Source organism: Micromonospora sp. B9E7, from assembly GCF_039871815.1.
Classification (GTDB): domain Bacteria; phylum Actinomycetota; class Actinomycetes; order Mycobacteriales; family Micromonosporaceae; genus Micromonospora.
Genome location: NZ_JBDPLX010000006.1, coordinates 43,461 through 59,831 on the forward strand (window position 1 = coordinate 43,461; position 16,371 = coordinate 59,831).

22 protein-coding genes and 1 tRNA gene are annotated in these 16,371 nt (G+C 71.8%); 19 read left to right on the top strand and 4 right to left on the bottom strand.

Features of this window, described 5'->3' with window-relative positions; genetic code table 11:
- Positions 1-36 precede the first annotated feature (36 nt).
- The 5 genes from ABGB10_RS11420 (at position 37) to ABGB10_RS11440 (ending at position 3,950) form a co-directional block, all read left to right on the top strand.
- Positions 37-132: transfer RNA gene (locus ABGB10_RS11420), tRNA-Sec, on the top strand.
- A 22-nt stretch (positions 133-154) separates the two neighbouring features.
- Positions 155-1,459: an L-seryl-tRNA(Sec) selenium transferase gene (gene selA, locus ABGB10_RS11425; RefSeq protein WP_347660847.1), complete on the top strand. Its 1,305-nt coding sequence runs from the start codon at positions 155-157 to the stop codon at positions 1,457-1,459.
- Positions 1,460-1,461: 2 nt separating this feature from the next.
- A complete protein-coding gene (gene selB, locus ABGB10_RS11430; protein WP_347660848.1) occupies positions 1,462-3,216 on the top strand; it encodes a selenocysteine-specific translation elongation factor in 1,755 nt (584 codons plus the stop codon).
- Between the two features lie 113 nt (positions 3,217-3,329).
- Positions 3,330-3,527, top strand: coding sequence for a hypothetical protein (locus tag ABGB10_RS11435; RefSeq protein ID WP_088989536.1), 198 nt, complete (start codon positions 3,330-3,332; stop codon positions 3,525-3,527).
- 237 nt (positions 3,528-3,764) lie between these two features.
- The gene (locus ABGB10_RS11440; RefSeq protein WP_036410487.1) at positions 3,765-3,950 is read left to right on the top strand and encodes a hypothetical protein; all 186 of its coding nucleotides are present in this window, start codon (positions 3,765-3,767) and stop codon (positions 3,948-3,950) included.
- A gap of 4 nt (positions 3,951-3,954) precedes the next feature.
- Here ABGB10_RS11440 and ABGB10_RS11445 read toward each other — a convergent pair whose 3' ends face one another.
- On the bottom strand, positions 3,955-4,605 hold the full coding sequence (locus ABGB10_RS11445) for a hypothetical protein (RefSeq protein ID WP_347660849.1): 651 nt from the start codon (positions 4,603-4,605) through the stop codon (positions 3,955-3,957).
- A 133-nt stretch (positions 4,606-4,738) separates the two neighbouring features.
- Between ABGB10_RS11445 and ABGB10_RS11450 the strand changes: the two genes are divergently transcribed.
- Positions 4,739-4,942 carry a hypothetical protein gene (locus ABGB10_RS11450; RefSeq protein WP_347660850.1) on the top strand — a complete coding sequence of 68 codons (204 nt, stop codon included), beginning with the start codon at positions 4,739-4,741 and terminating at the stop codon, positions 4,940-4,942.
- Here the strand turns inward: ABGB10_RS11450 and ABGB10_RS11455 are convergent, their stop codons facing one another.
- From ABGB10_RS11455 to ABGB10_RS11465, 3 genes are all read right to left on the bottom strand, one after another.
- Positions 4,943-5,419: a hypothetical protein gene (locus ABGB10_RS11455; protein ID WP_347660851.1), complete on the bottom strand. Its 477-nt coding sequence runs from the start codon at positions 5,417-5,419 to the stop codon at positions 4,943-4,945.
- Complete coding sequence (locus tag ABGB10_RS11460; protein WP_088989541.1) at positions 5,416-5,628, bottom strand: phosphatidylethanolamine-binding protein; 213 nt, start codon at positions 5,626-5,628, stop codon at positions 5,416-5,418. The genes ABGB10_RS11455 and ABGB10_RS11460 overlap by 4 nt, the downstream gene beginning before the upstream one ends.
- Positions 5,629-5,701: 73 nt before the next feature.
- Positions 5,702-6,583, bottom strand: a complete 882-nt coding sequence (locus ABGB10_RS11465; RefSeq protein WP_347660852.1) for a universal stress protein — start codon at positions 6,581-6,583, stop codon at positions 5,702-5,704.
- Positions 6,584-6,700: 117 nt separating this feature from the next.
- Between ABGB10_RS11465 and ABGB10_RS11470 the strand changes: the two genes are divergently transcribed.
- The 13 genes from ABGB10_RS11470 (at position 6,701) to ABGB10_RS11530 (ending at position 16,370) form a co-directional block, all read left to right on the top strand.
- Positions 6,701-7,447, top strand: a complete 747-nt coding sequence (locus ABGB10_RS11470; protein WP_347660853.1) for an SAM-dependent methyltransferase — start codon at positions 6,701-6,703, stop codon at positions 7,445-7,447.
- 71 nt (positions 7,448-7,518) lie between these two features.
- On the top strand, positions 7,519-8,691 hold the full coding sequence (locus ABGB10_RS11475; protein ID WP_347660854.1) for a PP2C family protein-serine/threonine phosphatase: 1,173 nt from the start codon (positions 7,519-7,521) through the stop codon (positions 8,689-8,691).
- Between the two features lie 53 nt (positions 8,692-8,744).
- Positions 8,745-9,209, top strand: coding sequence for a MarR family transcriptional regulator (locus tag ABGB10_RS11480; protein ID WP_347660855.1), 465 nt, complete (start codon positions 8,745-8,747; stop codon positions 9,207-9,209).
- A gap of 288 nt (positions 9,210-9,497) precedes the next feature.
- Positions 9,498-10,130: a CDP-alcohol phosphatidyltransferase family protein gene (locus ABGB10_RS11485; protein WP_347660856.1), complete on the top strand. Its 633-nt coding sequence runs from the start codon at positions 9,498-9,500 to the stop codon at positions 10,128-10,130.
- Positions 10,127-11,071: a DUF881 domain-containing protein gene (locus ABGB10_RS11490; RefSeq protein WP_347660857.1), complete on the top strand. Its 945-nt coding sequence runs from the start codon at positions 10,127-10,129 to the stop codon at positions 11,069-11,071. Before ABGB10_RS11485 ends, ABGB10_RS11490 begins: the two co-directional genes overlap by 4 nt.
- Entirely contained in the window at positions 11,068-11,400 is a 333-nt protein-coding gene (locus ABGB10_RS11495) for a small basic family protein (protein ID WP_088989548.1), read from the top strand. Before ABGB10_RS11490 ends, ABGB10_RS11495 begins: the two co-directional genes overlap by 4 nt.
- A gap of 11 nt (positions 11,401-11,411) precedes the next feature.
- Positions 11,412-12,410 carry a DUF881 domain-containing protein gene (locus ABGB10_RS11500; protein WP_347660858.1) on the top strand — a complete coding sequence of 333 codons (999 nt, stop codon included), beginning with the start codon at positions 11,412-11,414 and terminating at the stop codon, positions 12,408-12,410.
- Positions 12,411-12,470: 60 nt separating this feature from the next.
- Positions 12,471-12,851: a glycine cleavage system protein GcvH gene (gcvH, locus tag ABGB10_RS11505; protein ID WP_278139561.1), complete on the top strand. Its 381-nt coding sequence runs from the start codon at positions 12,471-12,473 to the stop codon at positions 12,849-12,851.
- Positions 12,852-13,066: 215 nt separating this feature from the next.
- Entirely contained in the window at positions 13,067-13,519 is a 453-nt protein-coding gene (locus tag ABGB10_RS11510; protein ID WP_007071101.1) for an FHA domain-containing protein, read from the top strand.
- A gap of 50 nt (positions 13,520-13,569) precedes the next feature.
- Positions 13,570-14,268: a MerR family transcriptional regulator gene (locus ABGB10_RS11515; protein ID WP_347661162.1), complete on the top strand. Its 699-nt coding sequence runs from the start codon at positions 13,570-13,572 to the stop codon at positions 14,266-14,268.
- Positions 14,269-14,453: 185 nt separating this feature from the next.
- Positions 14,454-14,918, top strand: a complete 465-nt coding sequence (locus tag ABGB10_RS11520) for a bifunctional nuclease family protein (protein ID WP_088951760.1) — start codon at positions 14,454-14,456, stop codon at positions 14,916-14,918.
- A gap of 195 nt (positions 14,919-15,113) precedes the next feature.
- Entirely contained in the window at positions 15,114-15,710 is a 597-nt protein-coding gene (locus ABGB10_RS11525; protein ID WP_347660859.1) for a MerR family transcriptional regulator, read from the top strand.
- A gap of 261 nt (positions 15,711-15,971) precedes the next feature.
- Complete coding sequence (locus ABGB10_RS11530; RefSeq protein WP_347660860.1) at positions 15,972-16,370, top strand: group 1 truncated hemoglobin; 399 nt, start codon at positions 15,972-15,974, stop codon at positions 16,368-16,370.
- Position 16,371 lies beyond the last annotated feature (1 nt).

A 16,371-nucleotide genomic window follows, 5' to 3' on the forward strand; every position in this document is an offset into this window, starting at 1 on the left:
GGGCGGTCGTGCCCGCGCTGTGATCGAATGTCCGGTGGAGGCGTTCAGGCGGCTGGTGCCCCTCCCGGTCTTCAAAACCGGTGTGGTCCGGGACCCGGGCCAGGCGGGTTCGATTCCCGTCCGTCTCCGCCAAACCACTGCAGGAGATGACGCGATGGGCGACGGGCCGACGGACCCGCGACGGCGGGTGCCGCGCACCGACACGCTGCTCGCCGATCCTCGGCTCGCCGCCGCCAGCGCGACGCTCGGTCGGGACCGGGTCAAGGCGGTCGTCGCCCAGGCCCAGGAGCGGGTCCGCCGTGGCGAGTTGCACCCCGACGAGGTACGCGACGCCGCGGTCGCCGCGCTGCCCACGGCCGGCCCCCGCGTCGTGCTCAACGCGACAGGCGTCGTGCTGCACACCAACCTGGGCCGGGCGCCGCTGTCCTCCGCCGCGGTCGCCGCGGTGGTCGCCGCCGCCGGGCACACCGACGTGGAACTGGACCTGGGCACCGGCCGACGGGCCCGTCGCGGCCGGGACGCCCTCGACGCGCTGGCCGCCGCCGTGCCCGACGCCGGCGCCGTGCACGTGGTCAACAACGGCGCCGCCGCGCTGGTGCTGGCCGCCACCGCGTTGGCCGCCGGCCGGGAGATCGTCGTCAGCCGGGGTGAGCTGGTCGAGATCGGCGACGGTTTCCGCCTGCCCGACCTGCTGGAGAGCACCGGCGCGCGGCTGCGCGAGGTGGGCACCACCAACCGCACCACCCTCGCCGACTACGCCGCCGCGCTCGGCCCGCAGACCGGCTTCGTACTCAAGGTGCACCCGTCGAACTTCCAGGTCACCGGCTTCACCTCGGCGACCCCGGTGCGACAACTGGCCACCCTCGGCGTGCCGGTGGTCGCCGACATCGGCTCCGGTCTGCTCACTGCGGATCCGCTGCTGCCCGCCGAACCCGACGCCGCCGGCACCCTGCGTGCCGGCGCCGCGCTGGTCACGGCCAGCGGCGACAAGCTGCTCGGCGGCCCGCAGGCGGGTCTGCTGCTCGGTGACGTCGACCTGGTCGACCGGCTGCGCCGCCACCCGCTGGCCCGGGCGTTGCGGGTGGACAAGCTCACCCTGGCCGCGCTGGCCGCGACCCTGCACCAGCCGGACACACCGACCCGGGCGGCCCTGCACGCCGACCCCGGTGCGCTGCGCAGCCGGGTGGAGCGGCTCCGCGACCGACTCGGCGCGGACGGCCGCAAGGCGGAGGTGGTGCCGGCCGTCGCGGTGGTCGGTGGCGGCGGAGCACCGGGGGTGGAACTGGACTCGTGGGCGCTGAGCCTGCCCGAACGGTACGCGGGGCCGCTGCGCACCGGTGAGCAGCCGGTGCTCGGTCGGGTGGTCCGGGGTCGGCTCCTGCTCGACCTGCGGTGCGTGCCGGCCGAGGCCGACGAGGCGGTCCGGGCGGCCGTGCTGCGCGTACCCGGGGACGACTGAAGGTGTTCGTCGTCGCCACCGCCGGGCACGTCGACCACGGCAAGTCGACACTGGTCCGGGCGTTGACCGGGATGGAACCCGACCGGTGGGCCGAGGAACGCCGCCGGGGGATGACCATCGACCTGGGCTTCGCCTGGACGACGCTGCCGTCCGGCGGCACGGTGGCCTTCGTCGACGTCCCCGGGCACGAGCGGTTCGTGCCGAACATGCTCGCCGGTGTCGGCCCGGTGCCGGCGGCGCTGATCGTGGTGGCCGCCGACGAGGGGTGGAAGCCGCAGTCCGCCGAGCACCTGGCCGCGCTCGACGCGCTCGGTGTCGCGTACGGCCTGCTGACGGTGACCCGCGCGGACCTGGCCGACCCGGGGCCGGCGACGGCGCACGCCCAGGCTGAGATCGCCGCGACCAGTCTCGGCGCGGTGCCGGCGGTCGCGGTCAGTGGCCTGACCGGCGCGGGCCTGCCGGAGCTGCGGACCGCGCTGGACCGGCTCGCCGCCCGGGTGCCCGCGCCGGTGGTGGACGACCCGGTGCGCCTCTGGGTCGACCGCAGCTTCACCGTGCGAGGCAGCGGCACCGTGGTCACCGGCACTCTCGGCGGCGGACGCTTGCGCGTGGGCGACGAGTTGGAGCTGGCCGGAGCCGACGAACCGGTCCGGGTACGCGGCCTGCACACCCTGGGGCAGGCCCGACCGGAGGTGACGGCGGTGGCTCGGGTGGCGGTCAACCTGCGCGGTACGCCCCGCGACCGGCTCGGCCGCGGCGACGCGCTGCTCACCCCGGGCCGGTTCCACCGCACCGACCTCGTCGACGTGCGGCTGACCGGCGATCCGGCGGCCGACCTGCCGGCCACCCTCACCCTGCACGTCGGGTCGGCGGCGGTGCCGGTACGGGTCCGCCCGCTCGGCCCGGACACCGTACGGCTGCGGTTGGCCCGCCCGTTGCCGTTGCTGGTGGGTGACCGGGCGCTGCTGCGCGATCCGGGCCGGCACCACGTCAGCGGCGGGGTGCGGGTGCTGGACGTGGCGCCGCCGCCGCTGGCCCGCCGGGGCGCCGCCGCCGCCCGCGCGCAGGCCCTCGCCGAGCTGGACGGTCGTCCCGACCTGGCCGGGGAACTGCGCCGACGCCGGCTGGTCCGGGCTGGCGCGTTGATCCGGATGGGTGTGCCGGTGCACGCCGCGCCGGTGGCCGGTGACTGGTTGGCCGACCCGGCGCACTGGCAGCGGCTCGGCGAGCAGGTGACCGAGGAGGTCGCCCGCTACACCCGGGAGCACCCGTTGGAGCCCGGGATGCCGGTGGACGCGCTGCGTCAGCGCCTCGCCCTGCCCGACCGGGTGCTGGTCGAGGCGCTGGTCCGGCCGCCGCTGCGAATCCACGCCGGGCGGGTCGGGGCGGCGGGCGTCGACGCGCTGCCCGAGCCGGTGGCCCGGGCCGTGCAGCGGGTCCGCGCCGAGTACGGCGACCGTCCGTTCCGGGCCCCCGAGGCGGATCGCCTCGTCGACCTGGGTCTGGGCCCCCGGGAGATCGGCGCGGCGGTGCGGGCCGGTGCCCTGCTGCGGCTGGCCGACAACGTGGTGCTGCTGCCCGACGCGCTCGATGGCGCGGTCCGGGTGTTGGCGGGGCTGCCACAGCCGTTCACGCTCTCCGCGGCCCGGCAGGCGTTGGACACCACCCGCCGGGTGGCGGTGCCCCTCCTGGAACTGCTGGACCGTCGAGGCGCGACCCGACGACTGCCCGACGACGCCCGGATCGTCGTCACCTGAGCGCGCACCCGGACGTACCGGGAGCTGTGGAGACCACCGCCGGTGCCGGGCCGAGCCGCCGGTTGCCCGGCTATCCGGCTCCCCGGTCGGCGATGGTCGCCTACGGTGACGCCATGGACCCTTCCGCGGTCTGGCGGGACCGTCAGCACCAGTGGCGGATCGAGGCGTACCGCGCGCCGGACCTGCGCTTCGCCATCTACGCCACCAACGGGCCCACCGAGTCGGTGCCGCTGTGGCTGTTCGGGATGTCGGCGTTGGCCCGGTGGCTGATGACCCACTCCATCTCGCTGGACGACCTGGAGGTCGACTGAGCGGGGGCGCGGTCCCAAACGGATGGAGCTGGCCGCGCCGCGATGGAGTGACCTTAGGGGTGCGCGACGGGCGGTCAGCTCCGGCAGTTGGGCTGGTCGTGCGGCGGGGCCGAGCGGTGGGCGCTGCCGAGCGCCGGTTCGGGGCTCCGCGTCAGCGACCGCTGTCCGTCACCCGGTCAGGGGACAAAGCCCCCGAATACGGCCTGAATGCCATGGGGTCCGTTTAGCGTGCGAGACGTGAAGGACCGAGGGTTGCGTACGTTCGTCACGGTGCTGGCCGGCCTCGCGGTGATCTACTTCGGTAGCGCCGGCCGCAGCCCCGAGGAGGGCCGTGGCATCTCCGGCGGGGTGGTCGTCCTGGCACTGCTCGCCGCCCTGCTGGTGTGGCACCTGACCCGGCCTGGAGACAAGACGGTGAAGTGAGCCCTCAGCGGGCGGCGACGCGGGCGACCTCGCCCGCCGACTCCTCGCCGAGCGCCACCCGTACCAGCGCCGAGGCGAGACGCCCGAAGTCCGGTTCGTCGACGAGACCGGCCAGCCGGTCCGGGGAACCCGGCAGACCCAGCCGCTTCGCTCCGGCCAGGGCCCGACGGTCGACGTACGGGCGCACGTCCGACCAGACCGCCTGGGCCTCACGCAGGAAGATGTCCGCGCCGGTGGGGCCGATTCCGGGGAACTCGGTGAGTCGCCGGCGCAGCCCGACCGGGTCACCCTTGGCCTCGCGGTGCAGCCGTCGCAGGTCACCGTGCCAGCGGTCCAGGCACAGCCGGGCACCGGTGCCGAGCATGGTGGCCGTCCGCTCGTCGTAGCGGCGGTAGTGGCCCCGGCCCAGCGCGTCGACGCGCTCCTGCCAACTGGCCGCCTCCATCGCCTGGGGCGTGCGGTAGCCGGCCGCGAACAGCTCCCGCGCGGCGTCCACCGCCACGCACGCCCGGATCCGGGTGCTCAGCAGGGTGGTCAGCACCAGCAGCTGGTACAGCGGCCCGGGTCGGTCGGAGAGCCGGATCCCGGCCTCCTCCGCGTACGTGCGGCCGCGCCGGTCCAGCAGGACCCGCACCACCGTTCGGTCGTTGCCCACACCGGCCGGGTACCCGGTCCGTGAGCTGCTAGGCCCCGTGTCGGCGGCCGGGGCCGGAATGCCGCCGGGGCGGGCGGGTATGCCGACGGTGGAGGCGGTCGATGCCGCCTGCCATACCGGAGGGAGACACCCCGTGACGAACCCGCAGCAGCCGGAGCTCCGCCGCAACGCGCTGGGCGCGACCAGCCAGGACAACAAGGGCCCCGCCCCGGGCGGGCACCCGGCCAACCGTGGCACGTCGCGCGGCGACGCCGGGCGACCGGTGCCCAAGGGGCAGGTGTCGCCGTACGGCCCGGCCGGTGAACCGGTGGCCGAGGACGACAGCGACACCCGCTGATCAGCGACTGTGACCTGACGGCCGCCGCAACCTGTTCCAGGTGGCGGCGGCCGTCAGTCCGTACGCGAGGTGCGGAATGATGTCGGAGATCCAGTCGGAACGCCGCCAGGTCCGCGGGTCGCTGATCCCCAGGGCGGTGATCGACCCGTCGGTCATGGTCATCACACCGGCGCCGAGCAGGCCGGTGGCCACCGGCAGCGGTTGACGCCGATCACCGGCGTAGAGCGCGAACGCGACGCCCGCGGCGATGCCGAGCCCATAGCCGATCAGGGGGCCGAGGCCGGAGCGGCGGTTGGCCCTCCGGTCCCCGGACCCCAGATCCAGGTGGGCGATCCCGGCCAGCTTGTCGACGGTCTCCTGGGGGACGTCGCTCTCCGGTCGTCCCCGAAGCGCCATGTCGAGGTAGCTCACCACGTTCAACGCGGTGCTCCCGACGGCGCCCGCGATGGCGCCGTCGGCCACGTCGACCCTCCTCACTTCGGGTCGCCCGGTTCGCGCTCACTCTTGGGGCCGTACGTCCGGTCGCCCCGCACCACGCCTCGCTGGCCGCGATCCTCCTGCAGGATCCGGTTCGCGACCTGGTTGGCCTTGCCGTCGGGCACCCGGCGTCCGGAGTCGTCGATCGCGTTGCGCAATCGCGCCCGCTGCTTGTCGTACGCGTTACTGCCCGGCCGTGGTCCTGGCATCTGCTGCCTCCTTCGTCGGCGGTTCTGGGCGTACCGCGGACGTCTACCCGCCAGCCGGAGGGCCAACCCCGCGCTACCGGGGCGCGCGGACCACGGCGACCGGGCACTGCGCGTGGTGCAACAGCGACTGGCTCACCGACCCCAGCAGCAACCCGGTCACCTCGCCGCGCCCCTGCCCACCCACCACCACCAGTTGGGCCGAGCGGGACGCGTCGGCGAGCACGCTGCCCGCTCTCCCGCGTACCGCCCGGCAGGTGAGTCGCAACGCCGGGTGGTGCTCGGTCAGCCCGGTCAGCCACCCGGCGATCATCCGCTCCTGCTCGCCGTGCAGTTTCGCCTCGTCGTACACCAGGGGTTGCATGTCGCCGGGAGCATTGCTGCCGGGGTGCCGGTAGGCGTGTACCGCCACCAGCGGCACACCGCGGGACACGGCGGTCTCGGCGGCGAAGTCGGCCGCCTCGCGGGAGGCCTCCGAGCCGTCCACCGCGGCCAGCACCGGCTCGTCGGGTCGGTGCTGCCCGCGGGCCACCAGCACCGGGCAGTCGGCGTACGCGGCGACCTGCACCGCGACCGAGCCGACCACCAGCGCGGAGAAGCCGCCCAGTCCGCGGTCGCCGAGCACGATGAGCGCGGCGGTGGTGGATTCGCCCACCAGCACCGCGGCTGCCTCGCCGTCGATGATCTCGCCGGAGATCGACAGGCCGGGCGCGGTCGCCGCGGCCTCGGCCACCGCCGCCTTGACCAGTTCCTCGGCCCCGTGGCGTAGCCCAGCACCGGGCGGCGCGCCCGGGGCGGGGGAGATCGGCACGTGCAGCAGCGGCCAGATGAACCCGTGGACGACCCGCAGCGGTCGATGCCGCCGCGCGGCCTCGGTGGCGGCGAGGCGTACGGCGCGCAGCGCCGGTTCCGAGCCGTCGACGCCGACCACCACCGCAGCGTTGTTCGCCGAGTTCACCGCCCACCTCCCGCCCGCGGTCAGTATCGCGGGCCCGGGCGCCTCCGCGTCGCGATACCGCGGAGCGCGTCCCGGTCGGTACGCTGGCGACGACCGGCCGGGGAGGGGGCGTCGTCGATGGGTGAACCGGACCAGCCGAGCACCGCGCGGATGATCGATTTTTGGCTCGGTGGGGAGCACCACTTCCCGGTCGACGTGGCCGCCGCGAGCGCGTTCGAGCAGGCGTACGGGCCGTGCGCGCCGGTGTTCCGGGAGCTGCGGGGGTTCCTGGGCCGGGTGGTGCGGGCGATGGCCGAGCAGGGTGTGGACGGTTTCCTGGTGTTCGGCGCCGGTGTGCCCACGTGCGGCAACGTGCACGAGGTCGCCACCGACGCGACGGTGCTCTACACCGACGTCGACCCGGTCACCATCCGGCTGGGGCAGAGCATCCTCGCCGGCAGCGACCGGGCCGGCTACGGCTTCGGTGACGCGACCGACATCGGCACGATCGACCCGGCGCAGTTGCACCGCTTCGTGCCGGGTTGGGGGCGACGGCCGGTCGGGGTGGTCTTCCTCGGGCTCGCCGCGTTCCTCGACGACGACACGCTGACCCACACGCTCGACGAGTTGTACGCCGCTGCGGCACCGGGCAGCCTGCTCGCCGTGGACTTCGACACCGAGGAGCTGGCGGGTCACCCGCAGGCCCTGGCGATGATGGGGCCGCAGTTCCGGATGCGTCCACCGGCGGCGTTCGCGCCACTGCTGGGTCGCTGGGCTCCGACGGCGGACGGGATCGTCCCCGTCACGGATTGGCGGCCGCAGGGTCCACCGGCGCAGGTGCCCGACGCGTTCCACGGCGTGCTCGCGACCCGGGGTGGCGACTGACCGCGCGGACTCGGCGTCCGGGGGCGTCCGTATGATGCTTGCCCTGTAGCAAGCTTCTCGAGAGGACGACCATGGTGGACGTGCCGGACGTGGTGTCGCGTGCGCTGCGCGACGCCCCGCCCGACCAACTGGCGGAGGCGGCGGACCGGGTGATCCGGTCGGCGATGGGTGCGCTGCGCACCGACGTGTTCGTCGCCGACTACCGGATCAGCGGGCTGTGGCCGCTGCTGGATCCGGACCTGCCGGCGGCGGGTTTCCTGGCCTGTCACTCCGTGGCACAGCGCTGTTTCAGCAGCCAGCAGCCGGTGCGCGACGGCGAGGGCCCGTGCCGGCTGTACCTGCCGTTGACGGTGTGGGGGGAGCGGCTGGGCGTGCTGCTGATCGAGCTTCCCGACGTACCCGGTCCGACGGTGACCGGCCGCGCGACGGACGTCGCCGGCGCCCTGGCGGTGGCGATGCGCGCGGCCGACCGGGAGACCGACCGTTACCGGCGGGCGCGCCGCCGCGAGCGACTCACGATGGCCGCCGAGATGCAGTGGGACCTGCTGCCCGGTCGCAGCGTGGCGCACCAGGCGTTCGACCTGGCTGGTCAGCTCGAGCCGGCGTACACCGTGGGTGGCGACCACTTCGACTGGTCCCTCGACGCGGACCGGCTCACGCTCACGGTGCTCAACGGCGAGGGCAGCGGTCTGGCCGCGTCGATGCTGACCTCGGTCACGGTCAACGCGATGCGCAACGCGCGTCGTTCCGGCGGCGGCCTGGTGGAGCAGGCCGAGTTGGCCTCGGACACGGTCTTCTACCAACACCGGGGCCAGCGGTACGTGGCCACCCTGTTGCTGGAGGTGGACACTCACACCGGTCAGGTGCGGGCGGTCGACGCCGGTTCCCCGCACCTGCTGCGGATGCGGGGGTCCGTGGTGGAGCAGATCAAGCTGGATCAGCAGCTGCCGTTGGGGATGTTCGCGGAGACCCGCTACGAGTTGCAGGGGTTGCGCCTCGAACCGGGTGATCGCCTGTTCGTGGTCAGCGACGGGGTGTGGGCCGCCGAGCCTCCGGGTCAGGAACCGTACGGGCAGCGCGTGATGGCGCGTTCCCTGCGCGCCACGCGGTTGCAGCCAGCGGCCGAGGCGGTTGGTACGGTGATGCGCGAGCTGCACGCCTACCACGCGGAGTCCGATTTGCGCGACGACGCGGTCGTGGTCTGTCTGGACTGGCACGGTCCGCGTGAGCGGGGCAGCGGGTGAGGGCCGCCGCTTCGCCGGGCGGCCAGCAGCGCGACGACGGCAGGGGACATCGGGTGGAGCGACCTGCGGATCTCGCCGTGGCGATCGACACGGCTGCCGAGGCACTGATCGCCGTTCTCGATTCGGCCGCGTCGCGCCACCAGGTGCCGCCCACCCAGTTGCGGGTGCTGACGCTGATCAGTGGCCGGCAGGAGACCAACGTCAACGGGTTGGCGGAGCTGCTGGACGTGGTGCCGTCGTCGGCGAGCCGTCTCTGCGACCGGTTGGAGGCGACCGGGCTGTTGCGCCGGGTGGCCGATCCACGGGACCGACGCGAGGTGCGGCTGGTGCCGACCCCGGCCGCGTTGACCCTGTTGGGGGAGTTGGCCGAGCGACGACAGCGTGCGGTGCAGGCGGTGTTGGATCGGATGCCGACGCGCATGCAGCACGATCTGTTGCTGGCACTGGTCGGGTTCGCCCGGGCGGCGACGCAGCCGGGGCCCGGGCAGCAGACCGATCCTGCGGCGCGGACGGCATGACCGTGGCCCAGCTTCCACCAGTATCCTAGGATGCTCTACGCGTGGTGATCCACGCCACAGTGCGGCCAAGCCGCACCAGATGCCACGCGGCGGCACCCGGGAGCTCGGTGGAAGCCCGATATAGTGACAGCGCACTTACCGGCCCGCGATCATCGAGATCGCGGGCCGTGTCAGGGGAGGGCCCCGCCCGGGGCCGCAGGGGGCGCCGGCGGTGGCCGGCCCGACAGCGCGTACGCCCCTCAGCCACGCCCGACGGCGGCTGGGGCCGCGTGCCGTGGAGGAGGATCGGTGTCGCGTCGGCCGGCTCGGGCAGAGCAACCGCCGGACACCGGTGACCAGACCCCCGGCAACCAGGTGCTCACCCTGCCCAACCTGATCAGCTTCGGGCGGCTGCTGGGCGTGCCGCTCTTCCTCTACCTCTTCCTGGTCACCCGGGCCGACGTGGCGGCGATCGTCGTGCTCGCCATCGGCGGCACCACCGACTGGGTCGACGGTTGGATAGCCCGCCGCCTGCGCCAGGTGAGCCGACTCGGCGAGCTGCTCGACCCCCTCGCTGACCGGCTCTACATCCTCGCCACCCTGGTCGCCTTCACCGCGCGCGAGGTGGTGCCGTGGCAGTTCACCGCGGCGCTGCTGGCCCGCGAGCTGCTCCTGCTCGCGTCGCTGGCGGTGCTGCGTCGCTACGGGTACGGTCCGCCGCCGGTGCACTACGTGGGCAAGACCGCCACGTTCCTGCTGCTCGCGGCCTTCCCGGTGTTGCTGTTGGCGACCGAGTGGAGCGCCGCGGCGACGGCGACGGCAGCGATCGGCTGGGGACTGGCCTGGTGGGGGCTGGTGCTCTACTGGGTGGCCGGCGCGATGTACGTCGTACAGGCGGCGCGGTTGGTGCGCACTGCCCGTGGCCCGGGAGGGGCGGCGTGAGCGCGCCGCGGCTCGGGAAGCCCGGCCAGGACCGGGTGTACGCGCCGGACTTCCTCACCGAACTGTTCCGCAACCCGTTGGATCCGGGGTATGCGGACGCGGCGGCTGCCCGTCGGCGCTCGGCGGAGTCCGGGCCGGTGCGGGGCTGGCGGGCGCGGTCGTCGCGGACGGTCAGCCTGGTCGTGGTGGTGATGCTCGGTTTCCTGTTCGCGGTCGCGTACCGGCAGACGATGGCGGACGAGCCGGGGCGCAGCCAGGCCCGTTCCGGTCTGGTGGCGCAGATCAAGGAGCGGGAGGGTCAGACCGACCGGCTGTCCACGCGGGCGGACCAGCTGCGCGAGGAGGTCAGTCGGCAGCGGGACGCGGCGTTGAGTGGGTCGGCAGCCGCCCGGCTGCGCAACCTGGAGGCGAGTACGGGGCTGGGGCGGGTGCGCGGTGACGGTGTGGTGGTGCGGTTGGCGGACGCACCGGACAACGCGGACGCGGTGACCGGTGCTGGCGCTGGTCCGCCGCGGGTGCTGTACAGCGATCTGCAGGGGGTGGCCAACGCGTTGTGGAGTGCCGGCGCGGAGGCGATCGCGATCAACGGGCAGCGGTTGACGTCGACGTCGACGATCCGGTCGGCGGGTGAGGCCATGCTGGTGGATTTCCGGCCGGTGACCGGGCCGTACGAGGTGTCGGCGATCGGTCCGGGTTCGATGCGGCGCAAGTTCGAGAACAGTCGGAACGCGGCGTTGATGCGGGAGGTCGCGCAGCAGACCGGGTTGTCGTTCGGTGTGCGGGAGTCGGACGACCTCACCCTGCCGGCGGCTGCGGAGCCGCAGCTACGCTACGCCAAGCCGTCGGTCAGTCCGAGCCCTTCCGCGTCGGGTGTCCGGTCCGGCAGTCCCGGGTCGTCCGGTCCGACGACGACAGTTAGCCCCTCCGGAGGTGGCCGATGATCGCGGTGCTGGCGTTGCTCGCCGGTGTGGTGCTCGGTGTGGTGCTTGATCCCGCGGTGCCGGCGGCGTTGCAGCCGTACCTGCCGATCGCTGTGGTGGCCGCGTTGGACGCGGTGTTCGGTGGTGTGCGGGCGAGGTTGGACCGCATCTTCGACGACAAGCAGTTCGTGGTGTCGTTCATCTCGAATGTGCTGGTCGCCGGTCTGATCGTGTATCTGGGCGACCAGTTGGGGGTGGGCGGGCAGTTGTCCACCGGTGTGGTCGTTGTGTTGGGTGTGCGTATCTTCGGCAACGTGGCGGCGATCCGCCGGCACCTGTTCCGGGCATAGGTTGGGTTGCGATGAGTGACGAGCAGACCGACACGGGGACGGGGTGGCCGCAGCCGGCGGGTCCGGCGCGGCCGGGTGGGCCGGCGGGTGAGCCTGATCCGCGGCCGGATGCGCCGGACCCGGACGAGTTGAGCCCGTTGGCGCCGCAGGGAGAGCCTTCGGAGCCGGAGTCGGGTGACGAGCCTGCGGTGGAGCCGGTCGACGACGGCGCGACGGTGGATCTGAGCGCGGTGTCGCGGTCGGGGGAGCCGGTGGCGAGCCCGGACGGGTTGGCCGAGCCGGTCGGGGAGTCGGCGCCGGTGGTGGCTGGGCGGTCCCGGTTGAGTACGGCCGGGGTGATGATCGTGGCGTTGTTGGTGTTGCTGGGTTTCACGTTGGTCGTGCAGTTGAAGACGACGTCGAAGGACCCGACGTTGGCGGCGACGCGGCAGGAGGACCTGGTCCGGATCCTGTCGGATCTGGATGCGCGGGAGAACCGTCTTCAGCAGGACATCCGTGCTCTGGAGGACAGCCAGCGGCAGTTGCAGTCGGGTGAGCAGGGTCGTCAGGCGGCGTTGGACGAGGCGACGCGGCGGGCGGACGAGTTGGGGATCCTGGCGGGTACGTTGCCGGCGGTGGGTCCGGGCCTGACGGTGCAGTTCGATTCCGGTGCCAAGCCGATCACGGCGAACCGGGTGTTGGACGCGGTGCAGGAGTTGCGGGGTGCGGGGGCGGAGGCGATGCAGATCTCCGGTGGTGACCGGGCGACCGTGCGGATCATCGCGTCGACGTATTTCCTCGATGGGGACAACGGGTCGTTGGTCGTGGAGGGGCGTCGGTTGACGGGGCCGTACACGATCACGGTGATCGGTGATCCGGCGACGATGCGTACGGCGTTGAACATTCCTGGTGGGGTGGTGGCGTCGGTCCGGGGTGTCGGCGGTAACGTGACGTTTGGGGAGCGTGAGGTTGCCGAGGTTTCGGCGCTGCACGTGCCGATCAAGTTGGAACACGCCCGTCCGGTCTCCTGACCGGCGCGGCCGCGCCGGACCCGGGTGGTCCGGGGCACCGATGGATGAAGGACGCGTCTGGTGATTCCTGAGGATCTGCGATACACCGCCGAGCATGAGTGGGTGGCGGGTGACGGCACGGGTGTGATCCGGGTCGGCATCACGCACTTCGCGCAGGACGCGCTGGGTGACATCGTGTACGTGCAGTTGCCCGAGGCGGGTGCGGTGGTCGCGGCCGGTGACTCGTTGGGTGAGATCGAGTCGACCAAGAGCGTGTCGGAGATCTACGCGCCGGTCGCGGGCACGGTTGCGGCCCGCAATGAGGCGTTGGGTGACACGCCTGAGCTGATCAACACTGATCCGTACGGTGAGGGTTGGTTGGTGGAGATCACGCCGAATGATCCGACGGCGACGGATGGGTTGCTGACGGCGGGCGCGTATCAGAAGATCACCGAAGGCTGAGTGAGCTTGTTCCGGTGCGTGGGCTGTCTGCGCGCGTCCGGTTGCCCTGCATTTCGGCGCTGGCTAGGCTCGCCCAGTCGACCGAGAACCCAAATAGTTGAGCGTTGCGGAATTGCCTTCCCGGGCACGGGGAGCCAGCCGCCGGGTGTTCAAGTGCCCGGCGGCCAGACCCGCCATTACCCGACGCCGACCGAACAGATCCGTGAGGTGGTCCCATGACGCGGCCAGACGACGAGTTCCCCCCACTCGACGTCACTTCGACGCTCAATCTCGGTTCGCTCGACGAAGTGCTGGAAGGGCCGGACACCGATGTGGTGCCGAGCCGGATGTCCGGTTCGTTGCCGCCGGGTATGGCGCTGCTGGTGGTTCGTCGAGGTCCGAATGCGGGTGCCCGGTTCTTGTTGGACCACGATGTGACGACCAGTGGCCGGCATCCGGACAGTGACATCTTCCTCGATGACGTGACGGTGTCGCGTCGGCACGCGGAGTTCCACCGGGACGGTGGCACGTTCACGGTGCGGGACGTGGGCAGCCTGAATGGCACGTACGTGAATCGTGAGCGCGTCGAGGCGGCCACGTTGAGCAATGGTGATGAGGTTCAGATCGGTAAGTTCCGGGTGGTGTTCATCGCCGGTCCGCGCCCGGAGGAGGAGGCCGGCCGGGGGTGAACGAGCCTGCGGCCTCCACGTCACCCGGTGCGGCCCGGTCTCAGCCGCTGATGAGCATCGGTGAGGTGCTCGGGCAGTTGCGGGTGGATTTCCCGGACACCACGATTTCGAAGCTGCGGTTTCTTGAGGCCGAAGGGCTGGTCGAGCCGCAGCGGACGGCGGCGGGTTACCGGAAGTACAGCTGGGACGATGTGGCGCGGTTGCGGTTCGTGTTGACCGCGCAGCGGGACCGGTATCTGCCGTTGCGGGTGATCCGTGAGCAGTTGGCGCAGTGGGATTCGTCCGGTGAGCAGCCGGAGAGGTCGCGGCCTGCGTTGGTGGCTGTTGGTCCTGATGGTGCGGTGCCGGGTCGTGAGTCGGAGCCGGCCGAGTCGTCGCAGGTGCGGCTCGGCCGGGCGGATCTGGTGGCGCGCAGTGGGATCGACGAGTCGACGTTGGTGGAGTTGGAGCGGCTCGGTGTGCTGGTGTCGGATCCGCCGGGGTGGTATGACGCGGATGCGTTGATCATCGCGTCGGCGGTGGCGGGTTTGGCGTCGTACGGGTTGGAGCCTCGGCATCTGCGGGGTTATCGGACGGCGGCGGACCGTGAGGTTGGTTTGTTCGCGCAGTTGGTGGCGCCGTTGGCGCGGCAGAGTGATCCGGCGGCGCGGGCGCGGGCTGCGGAGACGGCGCGGGAGTTGGTGGCGTTGTCGGAGCAGTTGCACGCGGCGTTGGTGCGCGTGGGTTTGCGGTCGACGTTGGGTCGTTGATGGTGTCCGGTGGGTGGTGGCTGAGCGGAAAGATCTCTCCCGGGAAGCGTGCCGTAGGCTTGCCGGGGTAACCCCTTTCTGGCGCGGGCGTGGTGCTGTAGCGCATGGGACGGCCGTGTCGCGGTCCGTGTACCGTGCAGGGAAGGGCGCGGTGCGGCGTAGGTGACAACGACACGGAGGCGGCGGTGCGCGAGCTGAGCGTGGTCGGAGTTCGGGTGGAGTTGCCTAGCAACCAGCCGATCGTCCTGCTCAGGGAGGTCGAGGGGGACCGCTATCTGCCGATCTGGATCGGTGCGGTCGAGGCGACGGCTATCGCTTACGAGCAGCAGGGGGTCAAGCCGGCCCGGCCGTTGACTCATGATCTTCTGCGGGATGTGTTGGCGGCGTTGAAGGCGCCCTTGCAGGCGGTGGAGATCACTGAGCTCAAGGAGAACGTGTTCTACGCGGATCTGTTGATCGGTGATGGGGTGCGGGTGTCGGCGCGGCCGAGCGATTCGATCGCGTTGGCGTTGCGTGTCGGTGCGCCGATTCGTTGTTCGGAGCAGGTCCTCAGCGAGGCGGGGATCGTTATCCCTGATGAGCAGGAGGACGAGGTGGAGAAGTTCCGCGAGTTCCTGGAGCAGGTGCGTCCGGAGGATTTCGCGGGCTGAGTCGGGCCTGGGTTCTGCGTCCCGGGTGTCACGGTCGGTGATGCCCCGGTGCGGTTGGTGATCTTCTCGGTGGCTGCGCGGCGTGTCGCGTCGGTTCCTCCGTGGTAACCCCTGAGGGTGGCTATAGGGTTGCCGTGTCGAGGGGTGCGCGTCCCGGAAACGACGCGTCGCCGCACTGACGGGGAGGTTGTCCGGATGCACGAGCCGCGGGATTCCGATCCGGGTGGACAGTTTGACGAGCCTGGTGCCTCGTCGCCGTATGGGGCGGCTGAGGGTGAGGGTTCGGTTGGCTACCGGGGTGTGACGGCCTGCCACGCGGTGGGCATCAGTTACCGGCAGTTGGATTACTGGGCGCGGACGACGCTTGTGGTGCCGAGCGTGCGTGACGCCTCGGGTTCGGGGACGCAGCGGTTGTATTCGTTCCGGGACCTGGTGGTGTTGAAGGTCGTGAAGCGGTTGTTGGACGCGGGGGTGTCCCTGCAGAACATCCGTAAGGCGATCGAGGCGTTGCGGTCGCGTGGTGTGGAGGATCTGGCTGGGATCACGCTGATCTCCGATGGGACGACGGTGTATGAGTGCCGGTCTCCGGAGGAGGTGGTCGACCTGTTGCAGGGCGGTCAGGGCGTTTTCGGGATCGCGATCGGCGGGGCGTTCAAGGAGATCCAGGGGTCGTTGTCGCATCTGCCGGCGGAGCCGGCGACGAGTGGCCCGGTGGAGCCGGCGGTGGCGTCTGATTCGGATCCGGTCGGTGACGAGTTGGCGGCGCGGCGGGCGCGGCGGCGGGCTGGCTGAGCGTTCCCATTTCCCGGTCTTTTTCCGCTTGGTTTTCTCGCGACCCTCGGTGACGGTGGTGGGGGCCGGTGGGTCTGTGCGGTCCATTGTGGATACGCTGGGTGTCGTCGCGGTGGCCGATTGTGGATTTACCTGTCGGTAGTGGTGACGCAGCGTGGCAGCGCATTGTCGGGAACCCGATAGGGGGACGCTGACCAGAGGCGTTTGACACGCTATGGTCCCTGACGGTTCTGGACCCTTCACCCCCCGGAAGGAACGACCGTGACGGTTACGGAAGAGACGGCTCCCGCTTCGCACTACGACCGCATCGGCGGTGCCAGTTCGGTCAAGGCTGCGGTTGAGCTGTTCTACGACAAGGTGCTCGTGGACCCCGAGTTGGCCGGCTACTTCTCCGATGTGGACATGGCCGGGCAGCGGCGGCATCTGACGTTGATGTTGACCACGGTGTTGGGTGGTCCCGACGAGTACGCCGGTCGTGGGTTGGCCGAGGCGCACCAACCGTTGAACATTCCGGTGGAGCACTACGCGAAGGTGGGCGAGCACCTGACGGCGACGCTGACCGAGTTGGGTGTTCCGGCGGACATTCTGGCTGTTGTGCAGACGGTGTTGGGGCAGGTGCAGGACCAGGTGGTGGCCCGCGGAGACCGGTCGGGCGCCTGAG